16 protein-coding genes are annotated in these 21,699 nt (G+C 37.9%); 6 read left to right on the forward strand and 10 right to left on the reverse strand.

Going from position 1 to position 21,699, the window contains the following annotated elements; all coding sequences use genetic code 11:
- Position 1: 1 nt before the first annotated feature.
- Positions 2–796, reverse strand: a complete 795-nt coding sequence (map, locus tag F993_RS11605; protein ID WP_004653785.1) for a type I methionyl aminopeptidase — start codon at positions 794–796, stop codon at positions 2–4.
- 359 nt (positions 797–1,155) lie between these two features.
- Between map and brnQ the strand changes: the two genes are divergently transcribed.
- Positions 1,156–2,457 carry a branched-chain amino acid transport system II carrier protein gene (gene brnQ, locus F993_RS11600; RefSeq protein ID WP_004653786.1) on the forward strand — a complete coding sequence of 434 codons (1,302 nt, stop codon included), beginning with the start codon at positions 1,156–1,158 and terminating at the stop codon, positions 2,455–2,457.
- 402 nt (positions 2,458–2,859) lie between these two features.
- Positions 2,860–3,120, forward strand: coding sequence for a hypothetical protein (locus F993_RS11595; protein WP_004653787.1), 261 nt, complete (start codon positions 2,860–2,862; stop codon positions 3,118–3,120).
- 12 nt (positions 3,121–3,132) lie between these two features.
- Here F993_RS11595 and F993_RS11590 read toward each other — a convergent pair whose 3' ends face one another.
- Positions 3,133–3,588 carry a hypothetical protein gene (locus F993_RS11590; protein ID WP_004653788.1) on the reverse strand — a complete coding sequence of 152 codons (456 nt, stop codon included), beginning with the start codon at positions 3,586–3,588 and terminating at the stop codon, positions 3,133–3,135.
- 136 nt (positions 3,589–3,724) lie between these two features.
- Between F993_RS11590 and F993_RS11585 the strand changes: the two genes are divergently transcribed.
- Positions 3,725–4,582: an alpha/beta hydrolase family protein gene (locus F993_RS11585; RefSeq protein WP_004653789.1), complete on the forward strand. Its 858-nt coding sequence runs from the start codon at positions 3,725–3,727 to the stop codon at positions 4,580–4,582.
- A gap of 693 nt (positions 4,583–5,275) precedes the next feature.
- Positions 5,276–5,740, forward strand: a complete 465-nt coding sequence (locus F993_RS11580; RefSeq protein WP_004653790.1) for a MarR family winged helix-turn-helix transcriptional regulator — start codon at positions 5,276–5,278, stop codon at positions 5,738–5,740.
- 66 nt (positions 5,741–5,806) lie between these two features.
- Here F993_RS11580 and F993_RS11575 read toward each other — a convergent pair whose 3' ends face one another.
- The gene (locus tag F993_RS11575; protein ID WP_004653791.1) at positions 5,807–6,469 is read right to left on the reverse strand and encodes an SOS response-associated peptidase; all 663 of its coding nucleotides are present in this window, start codon (positions 6,467–6,469) and stop codon (positions 5,807–5,809) included.
- A 78-nt stretch (positions 6,470–6,547) separates the two neighbouring features.
- Complete coding sequence (locus F993_RS11570) at positions 6,548–7,168, reverse strand: 2OG-Fe(II) oxygenase (protein WP_004653792.1); 621 nt, start codon at positions 7,166–7,168, stop codon at positions 6,548–6,550.
- A gap of 412 nt (positions 7,169–7,580) precedes the next feature.
- Here F993_RS11570 and F993_RS11565 point away from each other — a divergent pair, with 412 nt between their 5' ends.
- Together F993_RS11565 and F993_RS19890 are read left to right on the forward strand one after the other, a co-directional pair.
- Entirely contained in the window at positions 7,581–8,870 is a 1,290-nt protein-coding gene (locus F993_RS11565; protein WP_004653793.1) for a Y-family DNA polymerase, read from the forward strand.
- A 43-nt stretch (positions 8,871–8,913) separates the two neighbouring features.
- Positions 8,914–9,630: a hypothetical protein gene (locus F993_RS19890; RefSeq protein ID WP_004653795.1), complete on the forward strand. Its 717-nt coding sequence runs from the start codon at positions 8,914–8,916 to the stop codon at positions 9,628–9,630.
- Between the two features lie 86 nt (positions 9,631–9,716).
- On the opposite strand, the gene F993_RS11560 is transcribed toward F993_RS19890, so the two are convergent.
- The 6 genes from F993_RS11560 to F993_RS11535 form a co-directional block, all read right to left on the reverse strand.
- Positions 9,717–10,325, reverse strand: a complete 609-nt coding sequence (locus F993_RS11560; RefSeq protein ID WP_004653796.1) for a glycoside hydrolase family 19 protein — start codon at positions 10,323–10,325, stop codon at positions 9,717–9,719.
- Positions 10,322–10,657: a phage holin family protein gene (locus tag F993_RS11555; protein WP_004653797.1), complete on the reverse strand. Its 336-nt coding sequence runs from the start codon at positions 10,655–10,657 to the stop codon at positions 10,322–10,324. Before F993_RS11555 ends, F993_RS11560 begins: the two co-directional genes overlap by 4 nt.
- A gap of 110 nt (positions 10,658–10,767) precedes the next feature.
- Positions 10,768–11,871 carry a hypothetical protein gene (locus tag F993_RS11550; RefSeq protein WP_004653798.1) on the reverse strand — a complete coding sequence of 368 codons (1,104 nt, stop codon included), beginning with the start codon at positions 11,869–11,871 and terminating at the stop codon, positions 10,768–10,770.
- A 2-nt stretch (positions 11,872–11,873) separates the two neighbouring features.
- Positions 11,874–13,928 (reverse strand): hypothetical protein, encoded by a 2,055-nt coding sequence (locus tag F993_RS11545; RefSeq protein WP_004653800.1) that lies wholly within the window; start codon positions 13,926–13,928, stop codon positions 11,874–11,876.
- 93 nt (positions 13,929–14,021) lie between these two features.
- Complete coding sequence (locus F993_RS11540) at positions 14,022–14,846, reverse strand: hypothetical protein (RefSeq protein ID WP_004653801.1); 825 nt, start codon at positions 14,844–14,846, stop codon at positions 14,022–14,024.
- A 39-nt stretch (positions 14,847–14,885) separates the two neighbouring features.
- The gene (locus F993_RS11535; RefSeq protein WP_004653803.1) at positions 14,886–21,692 is read right to left on the reverse strand and encodes a hypothetical protein; all 6,807 of its coding nucleotides are present in this window, start codon (positions 21,690–21,692) and stop codon (positions 14,886–14,888) included.
- Between the last annotated feature and the right edge of the window lie 7 nt (positions 21,693–21,699).

Here is a 21,699-nt window from a genome sequence, read left to right on the forward strand (position 1 = left end):
CTTAAACAGCAGGATAATGTCCTGTGCCATTTGGCCATGGCGTTAATAATTCAAAACCGTCATCTGTTACAGCAACCATATGTTCCCATTGAGCGGATAGTGACTTATCTTGTGTCACTACAGTCCAGCCATCATTGAGTTCTTTCACATAGCGTTTGCCCGCATTCACCATCGGTTCAATGGTAAACACCATGCCTTTTTTCAAGACCATGCCTTGACCTTTCTGGCCATAATGCAGGATATTCGGTTGCTCATGGTATATACGACCAATACCATGTCCACAGTATTCACGGACGATGCTATAACCTTCACGATGCGCAACAGACTGAATCGCATGCCCAATATCACCTAGGGTTGCACCGGGTTTAACGCTATGAATGCCAGCTAACATGGCTTCATAGGTTGTTTCCACCAGTTTCTTGGCTTCTGGATTGGGTTCACCCACAAAATACATCCGGCTGGTATCGCCAAAATAACCATCTTTAATGACAGCAACATCAATATTTAAAATATCACCCTCCTGCAAAATCTTTTTTGCAGAAGGAATCGCATGACAAACTTCTTCATTGACTGAAATACAGGTGGTCTTGGTAAAACCATGATAGCCAACATTGGCAGGAATCACCTGCAATGTATTCACAATATAATCATTACAGATATCATCTAAATATTCAGTTGAAACACCTGGCTTGATATAAGCGCCAATCATTTCCAACACTTGTGCCGCTAAACGACCCGAGATTCTTAATTTCTCCAGATCTTGTTCAGTTTTAATGGTCACAGTAGAAGCTCTCATTCGAGATTTTCCTTATTCATCAATCAGATTAAAATCACATGCAGAAAAATTAATATGGGGACTGCATAAAGTATTTCAATATTTGTACGCCTTCCCATTGAAATCTTCAATCTATTTAAGACTAAAAGACCATTTTATTTTTATATTTAAATTCGATTGACCTTATCTGGGAAAATTCACATCTTTCTGTATTTTCCGAGTTTTGGAAAGCTTTTCAACATATTAGCTTTACCATTACTAATTATATGATTTTAATCATTTCTTTTTAGTCAAAAATCAACCAAATTTCACATAAATTAGTTTCAAAAGAACGCATTTTTGTTCTAAAATTCGCACTTTTATTTTATGCCTCCCTCTTTATGAATCAACTTCGTACAGGAGATATCATTGCTTTAGGTTTTATGACCTTCGCGTTATTTATTGGCGCAGGCAATATTATCTTTCCTCCAATCGTTGCTCAGCAGGCTGGTGAACATGTTTGGCTTGCTGCTTTCGGTTTCTTAATTACCGCTGTTGGTTTGCCTGTAATTACGATTATGGCCTTATCTCGTATGAAAGGCTCAATCGAGATCATCAGTTCTCCGCTCGGGCGTTTCTTTAGCCTATTGTTGACGATTGTCTGCTACTTATCTGTAGGTCCACTGTTTGCAACGCCACGTACCGCAACCGTTTCTTATGAAATTGGCTTTGCACCCTACTTTGGTACATCTGGCAGCAGTCTGTTTATCTATAGTGTGGTTTATTTTGCTTTTGTGACTGCAGTGTCACTGTATCCAAACAAACTACTCGATACTGTTGGTCATGTATTGGCACCTTTGAAAATTATTGCCTTGGCAATCTTAGGTATCGCCGCATTTTCTATTCCAACAGGTCTAATCTCAGCTCCTGTTAATCACTATATTGCAAGTCCAGTTTCTGAAGGCTTTGTAAGCGGTTATTTGACCATGGACACCTTGGGCGCTTTGGTATTCGGTATTGTGATTATTCAAGCGATTCAATCACGTGGTGTGACTGATGCTAAATTAATTACCAAATATGCCATTATCGCAAGCTTGATTGCGGGTGTTGGACTGACGCTTGTTTATATCAGTTTATTCAAACTTGGCTTAGGTAGTCATGAAGTTGCGCCGAATGCAGCCAATGGTGCAATCATTCTGCATGCTTATGTACAACACGCCTTTGGTGATTACGGATCTTATTTCTTAACGATCTTAATTTTCCTTGCTTGTATGGTGACCGCAATCGGCCTTACCTGTGCATGTGCTGAATATTTTACCGAATTGACAGGCTTGTCTTATAAATTGCTTGTTTTTATCCTGACTGGCTTTTCATTGTTGATTTCCAATTTAGGTTTAACCAAGCTGATTGCAGTATCAGTTCCTGTACTCAGTGCAATTTATCCTCCTGCAATTGTTGTGATTATGCTGAGCTTTTTCTGGAAGCGTTGGAACAATCCTTCTATCGTGGTTGGCTCTGTGACTGCGGTTGCTTTCCTATTCGGTATTATTGAAGCGATTAAAGCAGCTGGCTTTACTGAACTATTACCAACATTCATTCAGCATTTACCCTTGAACGAACAGAACCTTGCATGGTTACTTCCATCGCTCATCGTTCTCGTTTTTGCCATTTTGGTTGATCGAGTGACAGCATCTAAAGATTAAAATGATTTGTCGTTAAAATGATGTTTTACCCAAACATGATTTTAGATATACAGAAAATGTTCTTTTATCCAACGTTCATTTTTTGTTTACGACAAATCTTTCTTTTCTTAGAAATGCCCACAATAGCTTTTACTTCTTCATTTCCCTTAAAACCTACTATTTCAACAAAATATCTTGACGGCTAGTTTTTTCAAAATGTAAAAATAATGACTAATATTTAACTAAAAAATAGTATAAATTAATATAAAAAATACTTAAAAGTTATATAAATCAATACATTCATAAATTTATTTTCAAAATACCCCCTTTTGCTATTGAAATGCTCAGAAAATAGCAGTACAACTTAAAAAACAATTCAGACAAAAACACATGGTTTTGTCGTCACAACAAGGAGGGATGGAGATGTTATCAATACATTTCAACAAGCAAGTCTTCATTAACGCTCTGAAGGCGAATGATTCGATCTTATATGCAACAACAACGCTTGCCTTAATGGTTACGTTGTTATTTCAAGGCACGATTAAAGGTAATTTAAAACCCGAATATTTTGCTTATGCATTGGTTGTATCTCTGGCCTTTTGTATGTGGGCGATCGTCGATCGAAAGTTTCGACAGTTAAGTGCAGCGCGTCAAAAAAATTCTTTAGGAAAAATGGATGAGTGATCATCCATTTTTTTAATGCATAAACTGAACAATCGTTCCGACGACTAAAATACCTGTGGCACCCAACTCAACAATAATTAAACTTAACATCATCAATGTCATACACCAAGCTGGTAATGTCCATCTCCCCACTTGATGCGGTTGTTTGAATTGATTGGTTGTATCTTTTAATAACCCATGCAAAATATAAATTAAAATCGACATCGCAAAAAAGAATAAATTTGCCACTACGCAAAACAAGGCCCAAGCATCAGACAGAACCGTAAAGAAACTCAATGCTGCTAAAATTAAACTGGCAGCAGCATAAAGCAAGCTACTACGATGAGCAATATCCACATAATAATGTGCTCGAGCTAGCTCCGAATGTCTAATTTGATAGTATTTCCAAACCCCAGTGAGCATCCCCACCCATAAAAAAATCCCACCAAATACAATCGCAAGCTGTGTTGCTGTATTTAAAACCAACATATATATCCCCGAAATTGATTTGCTCCTTTTGTGCGCCTATATTACATAAAATTTGACTTTTAAGTCATTTTTTAAACGAGTTTCTTTTTAGAACTTGTGTAAAGTAGAACTATGCATATACAAGAGTGTCTTTCAAATGAATCGCTATGAATCTTTTTGGATGAGTTGCAAAGATGATTATCAACTTGCCGCTCAGTTCTACCCTGCGCATGGACAAAGCAAGCCATATCCGATTCTGATTTGTCCTGCAACAGGTATTACTAAAAATTTCTATCATGCTTTCGCAGATTGGCTCAGCCAGCAAGGTTATAATGTTTTAAGCTTTGATTTCAGAGGGATTGGTGAGTCATTACATGGTCCATTGAAAGACTCGACTGCCAGTATAAATGACTGGGGAATTTATGATATCCCAGCCGCAATTGAGACATTATTAGATCGAACTCAAGCTGAAAAAGTGATTATTGTTGGGCATAGTGCTGGTGGGCAATTACTTGGGATTACTTCAAACTATAACAAAGTTGCTAAGGTTTTAGCGATTGCTGGCTCAACAGGACATGTCAAAGGCTTGAAAGGTAAAACTAAAATTCTTGCGCCTGTGATGTTTAACATTATTTTCCCTGTTTCTAGCTTTTTGAAAGGTTATGGCGCAACGCAATTTATTGGCATGGGAGAAAATCTACCTAAAAATGTTGCAAAACAATGGGCTGAGTTTTGCAGTAAACCTGGCTATGTCATGAATGCGATTGGCAAAACTATTTTTGAAGATTATCACCAAGAAATTCAATGCCCAATCACATCGTTCTGCGCCAGTGATGATGAAATTGCTACGCAGACAAATGTCAAAGATCTACTACGTTTATACCCGAATGCGCCAACCAAATTGATTGAGCTTAACCCTCAACAACACGGCTACAAGCAAATTGGGCACATGCTGATGTTTAAAAAATCGCATCAGAAACTATGGCCACTGATGGAAAATGAACTCCGCATCTAAATCAAATGATCTCTTTCTAGCTTTGCACTTTACGCATCTAAACCTGTAATCCTGTTTAGATGCGTCTTTTTTTCTCAAATCAAAGGTCCTTCTCGCATTTTATTTTCTCTCTCATTACATCATTGCAGCTATTACAATGACTTCTTGAGCGATTTAAAAATTAATTCTGGTGTCCTAACAACGAGAAATGATTAAATTTCGTCGGAAAATGTGATAAAGAATGTATTTATTCAACTTTTTTTGATTTTTTTATGTGCTATATTTTAACCAACTGATCAAGACAAATATTTGTATTCGCTATTTTTTTAAGCTTTATTTATTTTATAAATATATTGATTTCGTATATTTATGACATTTTAGACAGAAATTATTATAAAAATGTCACGTCAAAAATCGTATTTTTTTTCTACAATAGGACTATTCTACAAATTAGCATTGATACAAAGCTGTAGAACAACCTTAAGGGAAAGACGACTGGATAGTACATCATTAATAGCTGATTTATGTGAATTTTATGATGACTTATTCATTCAGAATAAAGATAATTTCACCGTTATCTTTGGACAGATTTGTTAAAAAATGGAATGCTAAAAAAATCAGGAAAGGGATTTTTTTAACAGGCAAATTATAGACATTTCATGGAATCTAGGAACTGCTCGAAGTAGTTTCTTGTGCAAGTATAGGAAATAAGTGATGCCAAAAAAATATGCGCGTTTTTTACCTACAGCCGATTCATTTAACCTGGAAGACTTCCCTTTTTACTGGATTTCTCAAGTAAATGCTCAATACGTTCAAAATATTGATAACGTACTCAAAAAATATGGTCTAGACAATTCTCGCCGCCGCATTTTAATCGCACTGCATGTCAAACCTCATGCAAGTGTGTCTGAGTTATCAGACATGGTTATTTCCAAAATGTCGACCACAACCAAAATCGTTTATCGTCTAAAAGATGAAGGTTATATCGATACTTATTCGTGTAAAGAAGATGGTCGTATCACTCGCGTCTATCTAACAGACAAAGGTCAGGAAATGATTACTAAAATCAATGATCTAACCTCTGTTATTTTGGAACAATCCTTTGATGGTTTAACACCGCTGCAAATTGAAAAAACCATGGAAATTTTACGCCATATGTTTAAAAATCTCGCACGCTAAGCAACTGATTTTAAAAAGGCTTCCAACAGGAAGCCTTTTTTAATTTCATCAACTCAAATATTAAGCTCAATCAAACATATTCAGTTGCGGTGTTATTTTTACGATTTTGGCTTTGGGAACATGTGAACATTCAAACTCTTCTACTGGAAAACCTTGCATAAAATCATAAAGCAGATGAGGTTGTTTTAAGCTAAGCCATTCATCTAAACGCTCATGCGGAATAACCACCACGGAACGTTTTACATCCCCTGGTTCATGGAAATCCTTCATCATTGGGTGATCTATGGCATCCATCGTGAGCATGCTTGCTGAACGAATCACCTGATCATTCAGTTTTCTGATCTCATACAAAGCCGCAATAAAAAAAGCCTTTCCATCTTTGCGACGGACTGCCCAACGTTGCGGCTTATTATCAACGTACTTACTTTCATAAAACTCGGTCACGGGAATCACGCCAAACTTACACTTGCTCGCAGCTTCTACAAAACTAGGCTTCTGAAAAATGGTTTCATGTCGAGCATTATAAGTATGCTTGGAAATATTGGTATCTTCTGACCATTTGGGCACCAAACCAAATAACACTTCCCGCCACTCCAGCCCTTGCTCCGATTTAAATAGCAAAGGGGTAGTATAACTTGGGTAAACCTCTTCCCCATATTCAAATGGAATCAAAGGTAAACCAAGCTGTTGAGCTTGCTCGACGGTTAATGGTTTATAGTTGGCACACATAAGCTTGTTGCTCAAGATCCCTAAAAATAAAGTTAAAAAAAGGAGGCATGAAACCTCCTTTTTTCTGCTTAGAAAAAATTAACCAAATAATTTTTTCATCTTAGCACTTAAACCATGGATAAAACGATGCTTGGCATTGGCTTTATCGCTGGTTAAGAAGTTAATTTGAATTGACTGGCGCTGACCTTCATAAGGTACATAACCATGCCAACCATTATCAGTGACTTTAAATGCCACCAGAGTACCTGGTCCGGCATTGATTTCTGCCACATAGTCATCCATATTCTTTTCATCATTCAAAATGCGTAGACGACCTGTCGGTGCATCCCAAGATTCATTCAAATAAATCAGGATGGTCAGCAGTTTGGTTTTTGAGTCAGAATGAATACGACCATCTTTTTGACGTGAATAACCACGTAAAGTGATCATCATTGGATGTTCCATCACATCCACATCAAATTTTTCAGTCAAAATTTGACGAAATTCTTTGGTATCCAGTGATTTTAGAAAGCGATCAAAATTAGGCTTAATTTCAACATCTTCAATATTATAGCTTCCACCCTGTTCAATTTTTGGGAAATCCTGAATAACAGCTTTCACTTCGCTATCTACGATCGAATTTTCTACAACAAAGTAAGGATATGGCGAAGTCGAAACTTGCGCTTGTTTTAAAGCATCTAATTTTAAAATTTGTGACATCGTTATGATTCGGCTAAATGATCAAACTACGAGAATTATAGCAAAATTTTCAGTTATATGATGGGTAATCCTGTTTTATGACATTATGAAAATGTGATGTAGTTAATAAAGTCTTCACTTACATAAAAAAAGCCTCCGTAGAGGCTTTTATACACTATATAAATCAATAAGTTAAAGCACCATTTTGCGCATTTGTTGCACTGTATTTTATATTTTTAATTTTCTTAAACTACTTTCAATAATTTTGAAAAACTCCAGTTTAAACGCGTCAATTGATTGATTTCCGACCAAACGCAACCAAATAGGCGACTTAAAATGTCGTCTGCTTGTTTATCCACAATATTTTGAATTTGAATTCACGGCAGCCAGGTTCTAACATTTAACTTGAATTTGTAACTTTTTCAAGTTAACCATGAAAGACCGAATTTTCGCACTCGTTGATGTAAACAACTGCTATGTTTCTTGTGAACGCGTGTTTAATCCAAAGCTTAATAATCGCCCTGTCATAGTCCTTTCAAACAATGACGGTTGCGCCGTTGCGCGTTCCCAAGAATCGAAAGATATCGGGATCAAAATGGGCGTACCGCTTTTCCAAATTAGGGATATTGTTGAGCGCAATGACGTTGTTGTTATGTCTAGCAATTACGCAATGTATGAGGAAATGTCTAAACGGTTTTACAATATTCTTTCGGGATTTGTTGCTAACTCAGAGATTGAGCGCTACTCAATTGACGAGGTATTCTTAGATTTAACAACGTTTTCTAATTACATAGACTTTGTGCAATATGGCCACGAAATGAAAAATACGCTTTGGCAATGGCTTGGCTTGCCCGTTTGTGTTGGCATTGGCCGAAGTAAAACAGAAGCCAAGTTAGCAAACCACATTGCTAAAAAGAACAAGCAATTTAATGGTGTATGCGACTTAGCAAGAATGGACCTATGTAATAAAGAGGATTATTTAGCAAAGATCGATGTGTCAGAAGTTTGGGGCGTAGGTCGACAGCACACAAAGAAACTGCAAAACATGGGAATCAACACAGTGTTTGACCTAGCTTGTAGCAATCCTATTCAGATGAAAAAACTGTTCAGCATAGTAATGGCGCGTACTGTTAGTGAGTTGCAAGGCGTATCATGCATTGAGATTGAAGACACCCCACCAAGCAAAAAGCAGATCATATCGAGTAGGTCCTTCGGGCAAAAAGTTACTGAACTTCAAGATTTGAAAGAAGCTATCGCCCTTCATGCCCAAGATGCATGTAAGAGATTACGTGCTGACAAATCACTATGCGGATGCTTGATTGTATTTGCTCAATCAAACCCTTTTGATGCAAACACCCCTTTTTATAACAAATCTGTTTCGTTTGCATTTCCCCAGCCTACGGATTGCGTTACTGATTTTGTGAAAGCAGCAACAATAATGGTTACGCACGTATTTAAACCAGGTATCAAGTTTAAAAAATGTGGCGTGATGTTCACATGTTTAGAACCAAAGTCATCGCATATCTATGACTTATTAACTGATATGCAAGAAATAGAAGAAAAAGAAAAGTTAATGAAAACTTATGAAGCAATACAAGAAAAATTCGGTAAAAAGAAAATCGGCGTTGGACCTTGCTTCATGCCTAACCGAGCTTGGTCAATGTCACGTGGTAATCTCAGCAATAATCCGTTCACATGGGAAGGACTTTTGAGAGTTGGATAATTAGATTACAATATCATTATTAAATACATTGGGTTATATCATAATGGATAAAGATATTAAAAAGTTTTTAAAGGATACATGTGTTTACATAGTAACAATGACAGTAATTTTTTTCTGTATTATATTTTTAATTATGTTCTACCAGCAAAATGAATCCGCATTTAAAGATGCCATGGATTTATGTATTTCTTTTTTTTCAGCACTTGCAACCTTGGGTGCAGCAATAATAGCAGCTAAGCTTTTTGAAACATGGAAAGACACACAGTCTTCATCTAATAGGTCTGAACTTGCTAAAAATATTCAGATACATCTTTTAAGACTCAAGAAGTTATGCGATAAAAATTTTGAAACCGCAATCATATTTACAAAAACAAATGAGTATATTCGCAACCCTCCTGCTGATGCTCCTTTGTCCCCATCAAAAATTTTGGAACATGAAAATGAAAGGCTAACTCTTCAAGATAAAAACAATATTTTAAAACAAGAGTATAACGAGATATTAGATTTATTAAGAAGTAGCATTGATATGTATAAATTCAACTATGAAGATCTAAATTTAAATGACGATTCAATATTTGAATTTAATGGCTACCAAAGGTTGATCTCAGGATTGCTCACATACAATTTTAATAATGAATCTGCTGAATCAATTGATAATTTTAAAATACTCCTAAAAGATAGCAAAAAGTATTTTGAAGATAACTTTTTTGATCCTATTTTAGATAAGACTTCTCCATATATTAATTTTAATAAAAATTAAATGTGATGCGCTATTTAAAAATGAAAAGTAAGAAAACGCTCACTACCAATGAAGGTAATGAGCGTTTACAAGAATGAGTAGCTATGTCAGGGACGCCTCAAAGCATACTCAAATGTTTCAGCGTAACCCGCAATCAAATTTGCTTTGTCAGTGCCATTGATAATACGTCGTGCATTCACATAATCTTTTTTACTTTGATAGATGTAGTCACTGAGTTTTTTACCAGTGAACCAACCTTCTTTCATGCCCTCAAGCATAATTTTTATTGCATATTCTTTTTGGGTTGCAAGTTCGGGATTCTGTACCAAGTCAATTCCAAGTTTCTTTGATGCCTTTTCATAGTTTACATACCAAGTTAATTGCACATAGCCACGACCATAATATAAATATGGATGGTCTTCACAGAGGTAAGCCGCCTGCTTATTGCTATTTTTAAAACAATAGCGTTGATCTAAACTATTCAAATACCATGTACCATAAGTACGGTTTTTACCTTTCCCATACTCGACCACGGGTAACATTGTCTTTGCTGTTTCATGCCACGTTGTAGCAAGAACATATGCTGCTTGCGCATAGCTGATCGACTTGTCTTGGGCCATTGCTGAAACAATAAAATTGATTTCTTCAACCTGACTTTGGGTTAATTTCCCAAACGCTTCACGTAATACAGCAAAGCCTTGTGTCGTCATTTTCATTGGATCTTTCCTCCACTAATTACTGATTTCCAGATCAGTACAAAGGTGTCGATCGCTTTACCACCGAGATGCCCTGCGATACCCGCTAGCACCCCAATTAATACGAGTGGCATCTCCCAATAAATACACAACAGGACAGTGATAATCCCAGCAAACGCACTGATAATTAATTCACCAGTTAAGCGCCAAAAAACAACGTTGAGTGGCTGCGGCTCTTTTGCTTGGTTGAGTCTTCTAATAAATGCGACTAATCCACCGAACATTGATAATGCAATGATCCAACCGTATGTTATTAAGCCCGCTAAAACTTCTTTTATTGTTAATTTATCCAAAGCAATTACACCTAAAATGTTTTATCCATTTTAAGAAAGTGCACTTGTGAAGTATCGAAATCTGTTGACAGCAAAAAGCCCCTATCAAGGGGCTTTTAAGACATAAAAATTTAAGCTTTCAATACACTTTGGGAATTAAGCTTATTTAAATAAAAATTTGCAGTATTTTTGCTAGTTTCACTATACTCACTGGAAGATAGAATTCTATTGGATAGCATTTCAACATCTCGATACCGTTCCAGTTGATAAAAAATCCTAATCCGTCCTAATAGTGTGTATTCACTTTCTAGTTCAGGATTTATTTCAATCTTATCGTTGAAGACTATGTTAGAAATTAAATCGGACAGCTGGTGAGTTCTATTTAAGTGGATTAAAACCTCATGCCCAGCGTAATCAACACTAAATAAAGATATTTTTTTATAGTAAGGCTGTATCACAGTGCTATAGAAATACATATCTGTAACGTCATACTTATCTAAAAATACATAAACATTTTCTGTTGTTTGTTGAACTTTACTTAAACAAGAGTGAGTAAATTCAAGATGATCGTAATTAATTTTATGACTTCTTAGTTCAGGATGATATGGATTTCTAGGAGCTGCGGCTATGGCCGTACCATTTACAGCTCCTGCAAAGTAAATAGAAGCATAGGCCCCTAGTGAACTGCCATACAGAAAAACTTTCTTCCCTTGTATTAAGGGGGAAACTAGGTTCTTAAACCTTTCAAAACTTAATGTTTGGAAGAAGTTATCATCATGTTTGCACGAAATTAGATTAAAACCTTTGTTAATTAAGAAATACAGCCCAAAAGTAACACTTTTCTTATCACACCCCGCCGGGCTAAATACAATAAAAGTAACATCCGAATCAATGTTGTATTCTTCAATCAGATGCCCATCTGTTTCCTCGATTATCTTTGGTTCAAATTCATATAGCGTATTCCTATCTTTATTGTAAGAATACTTTTTATCAACTCTTTCTGCCTTTCCCGTTTGGATATCTTTATAAAAAAATGACACAGTTGTGATGCAGTTTTCTAAAGGGATAAAATCAAATTCAAAAGCATTACGTTCTTTATAGAACTCTTTTTCTATCCCTTTCGAGTGATGGAAATAAAAAGCGTACGTATGCCCCTTAATTGTTTCTGTCTCTACAATTACTTTATTTCCATTAACCCATGCTCTAGTCGCTAAAGCTTGATATTTATTTAACATGATTAACTCGTTGTTATTTGTCGCCATGCGGCAGCTTTTCTTAAATAATATATATCATTTTTTGCATCAGTCCATCTACTACCATTAGATGCCGATGAACCAAATGTACCAAAAAAAGGGCCTCGAATATTTACTAAAAATTCCCCTGGATTTGCAGATAATCTAATTGGTGGAGCTAACCCAGTCGTATCAGTAAGAGTCTTAAACTCTACGTCTAAATTAATATTGTCATAACTTCCCGTTGTAACGCCAACGGAATATGCAACAAAATTATACTTAAGGTTGTGACAAATAATATGGATATCACTTACTTTAACTACTGTTCCAGAAAAATAAATCGCTGCAGTAACTTTGTCACTCTCATTACCATCACTAAATAAATCTAGCATCCTCACATTTTTTACGGTATCAAGGGCAACCATCACTGGATCTTCATTTGTAAAAAATAAAACAGCATTGCCTAGTAACTTATTATAACTTTGAGAACTAATAGAGACATCTTCACAAGATGCTAAATGAACTCCACGTCTTGCACTCACAGGTTTATTAATAGCACGTACGATGTGTTTGCCAATGTGCACATGCTTTGCATGTGAAATAATTAAAGCTGCAAAGTTATTAAGCCCCTTTGTAGCAGCACAATCTTCATTAACTAAAGTTCCGATCTTGATGTTAGTATGGTAATTAAAATCATTAGTTCTATTCCCTCCAAGTATCTTAAATCCGCCACCGCCCGTTGCCGCTGATCCTGCACCTGAATTTCTTGTTCTGACATACCCAAAACTAATATTGTCGATTGAATATACTCCTCCAAGACGAACACCATGCTCGGCAGAATCCTCGACATCAACTACGTCAAATGAAACATTTCTTGTGCTATTGTTCCCTAAAACCGATTCGAATAAAATCGCATTTTGCCCGGCTACACCCAAACCTCTAGACATTAATGTTCTTGCGTATACCTCACCAAAGTGCGAATCTTGGCAATCTCGGAAATATAAGCCAACAACATAATTTGTCATACTTATAACATCAACTTTTGATTTAGTTACTCGATATACTTGAACATGGCTATTGAAGTTTTTTGTTGATATGTTTTTCACCTTTATATTTGTAATATAATCAGTGTCAACAAGCGGGCATAGCATGCAGCCTAAAAGCGGAGACTCATTAATGGATTCAACTCGTATAGAATTAATATTCACATTTGACTCAATTATGCGCATCCCATTGTTGTTCTGAACAGTTAAATAAATTTCATCTAAAATACATGTATTTGCGTATACGATTACAGACCAGTTTGCATGTGCTTCAAGATTTAATAGTTTTGCTGAATTAAATAAAATCGTATTCCCGTAAAGATTTAAAGTTCCCTTAAATCCGTATGTCTTATTTTTTTCAAACAATATGACGCTATTAGTGTTTTCCAGAATAGACCTGAGTTTCAAAGTTTCATCTGAACCATCTCCGACCAGACCATAGTCTTTTGCATGAATAATGTCTTTATTTTTTTCAACTTGTAATCTGCCTGACCAAGTCTTTACAAATCGATCAGTTATCGGTGGAAATTCTCCGCCAGTGATATTTCCAATTAGGGCATCAATGTAATCCTTAAGTTCGTTATCTCGTTGTAGCGAAAGTTGATCATAATGAATATCTGCCAATATTCTGGATTGAGTCTCTGATCCTAGTAAATGCCCCCATTCAATTAAAATTGCAGTAATTTTATCCAATGCCTTTTCAATCGCATCAGGATAAAAATTATCATAGTTCGTAATATCTAAAAGTTGATCGTTTGGTGTGTTGCCCAATATATAAAAATAAGTATCCGAAATAGGAGCTTTTTTAAAAGTTACATATCCCCCCTGATTTTCATCATTAAGGGTGACTAAATAATCGTTTTTTGGAACCGTTTTCCATTCATCCCCATCTTTAGAACGAATAGAAATACCAGTTTCGCTTTCTTGCTCAAAAACACGAAAGGTAAAATCAAACCGCGTATTACTGTTATTGCCCACATAAAGTTGGCTTATCCGCTCTGAACTTGGAATAGTCATTGTTCCCACCAATAAAAATGGCCGTATTAATACAGCCATTTTAGAAAAGGTGAGATTTAAATAGTTGGATGCAAAGCTTGTGGTGTCAACAGGTTATTTAATTTCGTCCATTACACTTTGTACTTGCTGCCTGGTCAAAGGTTTCATTTTAGTAGTCATACACATCTTAAAGTTATTAATTAGCTGCTTATTCCCACGCAATATTTCATTCTTCAAACAAGCATCGTCTACGCATGAACTATTTTCAACTTTTAATATAAAGCTATTTAATGCCGCTTGATCAGCACGATCAGTTTTTAAAATCCCAAATAATTTATCAACATAGGCTAGATATTTCTTTTGATTTTCCTTTCTTGTTATTTGATCGGGGTCTTCGCCAATAATTGAATGAAACAAGTGACCAACTTCAGGTTTAAAAGCTTCTTCTTTATCACTTTCGAAAGCGTTTATAGTGTGGGCATATGAATCCCCAAAAGCATGTATCAACAGCCCTGCTTTCCACAAATCGTTTGGATTTTCCAAATTTTTTTTGATCGCAGCTTCTAAAGCAAGTCTTCTTTGCTTAACTTGTTTGCTACCCCCTCCATGCAACGAGTGTAACTTAGTTACAACAGCCAATGTAAAATCATCATTTGCAAAAGGGATTTTGTTTTTAACAGCATTTACTATTGCGTCAAACTCTTTATCTTCGTCGGGATATTGAGAGAAATAAGATAATATGAGTGAATTCTTTAAATCTTGCCCTGCATACTCTGATATTAGATAAGTAGTAGCTAAATGGCCTGTCGGATTATAAAAAGCGTCTAATGTTGGAGAGCATGTATTCGACGCATCTGTTGGAGATAGTGTGGGCTTTGCGTAGGAGAACGTACTGCAAAACCCAAAGAGTAGTACAAAAAAGATCTTTTCAATTTTCATTATTTAATCCTTTATATTTTTTGTACTCTTATCATACACTTAATCCTGCGGAGCGTGTTTACCACTTATCGTTCCGCGCACTGCATCAACTGCATCTCTAGGTTCATCTTTTTTCCCGCTAAAGATATCTAACCAATACCCAGTTGGCTTACCAAGAATTGAAAATGGTATGCCAGTAACAAACGTCATTGTGTTTAAAAGGTCTTTTGCTGCTTTACCTTGGTTAATTTCTTTCTCATCATCTAAAGCACGTTTTGCGTGTTGAATCAGTGCAAGCCCACTTTCACCGATGCTGAATACAGGTGAGGCAGTGTATCGGTCATTCATCACATTCCCATCTGTATTACTGATTGCGGCATTGGCAATGTTACCGGCATACGGCACAAACGCCGTGAGCATTTTCACTTGTGATAAAGCCATTTGCTCAGCTAAATCGCTCCATTTGTCATCCTCGTTGTCATAATCCTTAATGCCCCCCGCAAATAGAATAAATAACAACTGTGAAACCATGGCAGGGATAGAAATCATCATTAATGCGATATAAGCCAATCGTGGTGACGCATTTACCCAACTGCCGTTGCTGGACTCAAGTGCAAGTTTGGCTTCTGAATTGGCCGTGTTCCACACCATGTTGAACCAGTTATAGAACATCAAGAACATTCGCTTAGCGGGCGTACCACGTTCTATATTTGAAATGCCTTCAGGTGACATATCCATCATGTACTGACGCACAACGCTATCTGCAGCATGGACTGCATCATATTGATTCATACCCTTTTCTGTGAAATTATTGAAGGCCGCTTGCCAAGTAACAATCTCCATTGGGCGTTGAATCGTGGTCTGTAAGAAATATGCGTGCTTCATCGTGAAATCTTTCACTGTTTGATATGCATTCTTTTGAAATACGATTTCATCAATTGCATATCGATACTCGTCAGCTGCTCGATCCCAACGTGTTTTCATAAAATCGGACATATCCATAATGTCACTTGCCATGTCTTGGCGTGATGCTATCGATCTAAAGTAATCCGCTTGGACTTTGATTAAATGTTTAGGCGGTACTGCAACGGTAACTTGTGCAAAGCCAGTTAACTGTTCTACTGCGTTCTTTAAGTTGGCAGACATGATTGCGATACCCGTGTTTCGGCGCAATACGCTAAACACTCGATCTAACACATGTGAGCCTGAACTCTCGTCTACAGATTGATTTGCAACAGCTTTCAACCATGGGTTAAATATCTGCTTAACACCAAAAGGCAATACGCGCTCAATCTCATTTCTGAAATCTTTATTCAACAGCAAGCGCCCCACTTGGCGAACTTGCTGTTCCAAATGGATGTACCGCAATTCTTTGTCTAAATGGCTTGGCAAACGTGACAAATCAAGTTCAAGCTGATCGTGATAACGATCAACACGTGATTTAGTGAAATTAGCACCAGTGGTGGCGATATCCAAAGCTTGTAAGTTGTTTTCTGCTAGATTCTTGTCCTGAATGCGGTCTTGTTCATTTGAACGCAAACGATCATATACAGCAGGAACATAGCCCCCTTTATACTCTCCAAAAGGTGTCATTACAGGTGAGTTTGGCAATTCATCAAAGTAGCGGCCATTAATCTTTTTATGTGTGATTTGTGCTTTTTCTTTATAGCTATCAAACAAATCCCAAAACTTTTGAATCGTATCCATATCTGTTTTGGTGATAGTTCCCTCTGTGATCATGCGGTTAAAGAATTGGTCCCAACCGCTAAAATCAACTGAACCATCTTCCAAGCGACTGCCCCAACCATACCCAAGCACTAAGCGTTCTTTGTTGCTTGTATTACCTGTATGCATGATTGCGTGCAGTAAAGATTGTTTACCTATAAACGTGTAGTTGTTTAATTCTGGTGCTGCAATTTTTGAATTGTCTAATTTGCCAAAACCTTCATACGTTTTAACAACTTGATCTAACATTTTGGCTTTTTCAATACGGTATTTACTTAAAGCGTCCTGCATCGGATTAAGAATGTATTCACGATATTTACCTGTTGGACCACCATCCAACCAAGTTACAACTTGATCAACACGTTTGGCGGATGCACCCAACTCCATAAATCTCGCTTTTAATTCTGCAACCTTATCTCGACCCAACATTGTTTGTTGGATTTTCTCAATACTTTTCTTACCGCTGGATTGTTGAATTAATTCTTCTCGGACCTGCTCACGCTCAAAAGCTTCATTCGTGGTGTGCCAAATCTTATTGTCGCGGGAGCGATGCCAAAGTGTTTCTACTGCTGCAATTACTGCGCTGAATTGCTCAAGAGTTAGATTTTTAAAATCTTGGTTTTCAGGCAATACACCAATGTTTTGAATTTCAGCATAGGTAGTCGGATCATATTTTCGGATTAATTCAAGCTGCTGTTCATAGTTTGATGAATCACGACCTAAACCATATTTGCCCAGTATTCCGCGAGCCGCAGTGACCATATCAAAATCACGACTCTTGGCTAATTTTTCATTATTGCCAAATACCTTTTTCACAAGGTTCAGGCTTTGTTGCACTTGGTCCTTTGCATCGTAGCTGTACTTTGTTGCATAGAATTGGACGAGTTGATTGCGCTTGTGTCGAGCCGCATCTACTGTCTCGCCTTTCTTAAACGCTTCGTTTGCCATACGCCCTAAACGAGCATCGTCTTGTGCTCGCATATGAGGGCGAATATCACGGATTCTTTGTCTTTGGACCATGTCATGAGCAACCGCCTTGGCTGCTTCATTTAATGCTGATTTACGCCCCATAAGACCGTTTAAAGCTGCCATTTCTGCAGCCAACATACGAGCGCGAATATCATTATGCAATGCAGCTTCAACTGCTTCAGTAATGCTTTGCTGATCATAGAATTCAGAATATTGCGCTGCCATGCGTTCATCAGTTAATTGGTCGATACGCTGTTTAGGCGTTGGAGAATTGATTAAGTCACGAATCAAGGAATCGCCGCTTTCAAAACCAAACATCTCGGCAATTAAGTCGGGGTTTTCACCTCCACGCTGGGCAATGCCGTAAGCACCTTTTGAAACTTGGTTAAATACCTCACTGTCTTTACCGTATTTCGCCTCAATCCAATCTAAAGACAATTTGCCTTTGGTGACCAAGCCTTCGGCATACCGCTGCAAAATATCCATGTCTTGAGCATATTCAAGCAACGCAGGGTCAACTTCATTAGAGTATTGCTTATTGCCGATCAACTCATCTGCAAAGCGGTCTTCCAATTCTCTAGTATCAAACTTGCCGTTTTCATCTTTTGCCAAGTAACCAAACTCGACAAGACGTTCCGACATTTCCTCAATTGAAAGGCCTCTTACTCTAGATTTTGAGGATCGAACAACTGGCTTATTACCTATGCCTGATTTTATTTTTGCAGCTTGATCAATACCCCAAGTCGATTCAATCTCTTTTACATCGAGTCCGCCTAACTTTGCAATTGCCTCAAACAATGTATCCCTCTCAGATTGAACATTATTTAAATCGCGCTTTTCAACTTTATCTAATGGTTGACGCAAAAACATCATGGCCTGATAGATCGGTTCTTGTGCTACGTCCTTTGCAATTTCCTGTTTTACTGACTCACGCTTTTTATTCGCTTCACGTTGCAGTGTTCGTAAATACTTAGTTTTTTGTTTTTGATACCAGGATAAGTTTTGCAGCGTTTTCTGCTCAAGAGTGTTAATTGCCAGTTCTGTTGCTACCTCATGGTCTTGTCGCATTTCGTCATAATCTTTTGGACTAATGCCCATACGCATCGCATCATCTTGCTGAATCAGCATCTCTAAATTTGCAGCCGCTTGTGCCTCTTGGATTGCACTCTCTGATGCAAGCATACGATCCATAACGCCTGTAATATCATTGTTCAATTCTGCTCGGTCATTGATACCCAAGAATTTTTCCACATTGCGATAAACAGCAATCATAAACTGACGGAAACGATTAAAAACTTGCTTTAAGTCAATGCTTGGCGCTTTGCCAGTAAAAACATATTGCTCAAAAGTTTCAGCAAATTTTTCATGTACTTCAGTTTTTTCAGCGTCAGTGAAAAAATCCCATTCACCAATATCTTTGAAATCAGCCTTTGCCCATTTCAATACTGTTTCCATATCTTCACGGACTTGTGCAGGTGCATCAGGACGCATCGCAATATCCATATTCATTTCTAAGAAATGATGTCCAAGTTCATGCACAAAAGTAGAGAAGTCAGCATTTTTACTTAAAACAATTATTGACCCATCTTGCCCAGCACTAAATGTAATCGAACCTCTTACCCCTCCATTGGCTTGGTTAAAGCGCTTACCCATTGGCGCTCGATACATGGTTTCTGATATTTCGTAATCTTTATTGCGTCCTTTGTTTTCAACAAAACCCTGTCTTTTATAGAAGTTTGTTAATCGACTCTTGTTACTACCAAAATCTGCACTCGGCGTTAAAGCTATTGTTCTATTAGTAGCATCAGCATATCGAATAATGTCCTGCATTGCCTTGGTGCCAATGCCTTGGTTGCGTTGTGCCTCAGGCACTAGGATTTTATGCAAAGACATAACTGAACCTTTACCAGTTAAACCGAGCTCAATTCCATGGTTTTCCCGCATTGATTTAACTAAAGATTCAAGACTTTCTGATTGCTCAGGAATATCAGCTTGTTTAAAGGTAACGCCCGTATCTTTATTGGGCGTGTCTACAATTCGAATCGGATGAAGGTCAAACGCTTCTTTAGCAGTAATCCCTAACTTATCCCCCAACGTAGAATAAAATGCTGAAGCCAGTTCACCTGCAGCGCGGTTGTATTTAGCGTTAAAAGTTCCTGTTTTACCAAGTTGATTCTGGATCTCGGTTGCAACAATTTCCCGTGAATCTTCGGCCACTTCAAACTTTACTTGCTCAGCCAAGTAAGTTTCAGACTCTTGGCGCATTTGTTCTGTAGTCTTTGCCAGGTTCTCTTGTGCTTCTTTAAGCGTTGGCATATCAGGACGTGAACGAACATTTTCTACGAAATCTGTTGCATCATCCAATGCCGACATGGACGACACAAACTCATCAATTGGGATCTGCACTGTGCCATCAAATTCTTGGGCATTGCCTAACTGATCTTGCAGACTTGGCGCACGTGAAAACAAATCTTCAGGTGCAATATCACGATCACGCAATAATTGGTTAAAGGTCTGCCCATCGATATAGACTTCATCAATTGCACCATGTTCCGCAATCGCTTGGCGCAAGAAATCTTGGCTTGCAGATTCATCGCGCTGATTGGTTTTGCTCTCACGGTTACGATTTACTAAGGTATTAAGGATTGCAGCAAGAGCGCTAGACCGCACCGCATCCTGTTGTTGATCCTGGCGCAATTGGTCCAGTGCAAATTCGGCAGTACGTTGGTTTTTAACTTTACCTGCTGAAACTATGGCAACTTCAGGGGCAGCCATAATCATGCCCAACATGCCCTCTAACGCCATTTCAACCGGGTCTGCCTTTTCACCCACTGCATCAGCCGCACCTTGAACTGAATAAACACCTGCTGCAGATTGGATGACTGCTTGACCGCCTACAGTTCGCAATGCACCGCCAAAACTAACAGGCAATAACAAACCGCCTAAGGCTGAATATTTAGCAGACCCCCATGTCTTAGCAGCTGCATAATCAATTTGCTCTTGGCGTGTTAGAAACTTTTCACGCGCTTCAGCCATGTTTTGACCATATGAAATCGCAACGTCAGCTGTACCCGCACCGATACCGCCCTGAATCGCACCGCCAACAAATGCCGCGCCTCGGGTTAAGTTTTGAGCTTTCTCAATTGACATGAAAATAGGGGCATATTTTGCAGTGTTCCTTGTCAATGTCTGACTTAACACACTCCCTGCACCTGCACCAAGCCCAAAGCCGATCAAGCTTGGTGGGAGTTGCTCAAGCGCTAATTCAGTTATTGTTCCGCCGTCTGCTTTATTTATAAATTCTTGAGTTGCACCCAGCCAACCTGATTCATTTGTTTTTGCGGCCTGCCCCATATCATCTAGTAAAGTCACTAATTCTTGGGATTGTGGAAGGCGCTTTTTATAATCAGTGAATCGCTGCAACATACTATCGTCACCAGTGGCTGCATATTTAGCCGCACCAATGGTTTGCCATAGCGATGCATAACCACGCTTGGTTGCATCCCAATTGGTGCTGCCTTCACGTTCTTCCTGTGGTAGCAATTGGCCTTGGCTGGCCCAAAACTTTTGATTCTCCATGTAACGATTGAAGCGTGCCGCAGCATATGCACCTTGTTCTTTTAAAATTTGGTCATGTACTTCTTTGATTTGTTGTTCAGGTGCTTTCGGAAAAAAAGGCGCATTCAGCTGATCAGTTAATAGGTTACTAACTGTCGGCTTTACTGTATCAGGTTTTTGGAATACACCGAGGTCTTGCAAACGCTTTTGTTGTTCAGTAGATGCGCCTTTAACGATCGCATTTTGTAAATCGTCATAGGTGACTTGTTGACGTGGATCTGTAAGACTTGAACCAAACAACGAAACGCTATCACTGATCTTTTTTAGTGAACCAAAGTCATCAAGCGAAACCGCTGCTTGATTAGGATTTAGTGCATATTTACCAAGAACGGGATCGCTTGAAATAACTTCGTTGAGCTTCTTTTGTGTTGTGACTTCATCTGCAACTGATGCGATTTGCTCAGGTGTTTCAGTCATCTTGTTATAGTCTAAACCTAAATCCTTTGCAGCCTTTCGTGCACGTGCTTCGGTATCTGCAATCTGTGTTGCATTTTTCCCTTGGTTGATTTCGAATAATTGACCAATTGTAAGGTTTGTTTGGTTTTGATCAGACATAATAAAA

Origin of the sequence: Acinetobacter proteolyticus, from assembly GCF_000367945.1 — a bacterium.
GTDB classification, from domain to species: Bacteria; Pseudomonadota; Gammaproteobacteria; order Pseudomonadales; family Moraxellaceae; genus Acinetobacter; species Acinetobacter proteolyticus.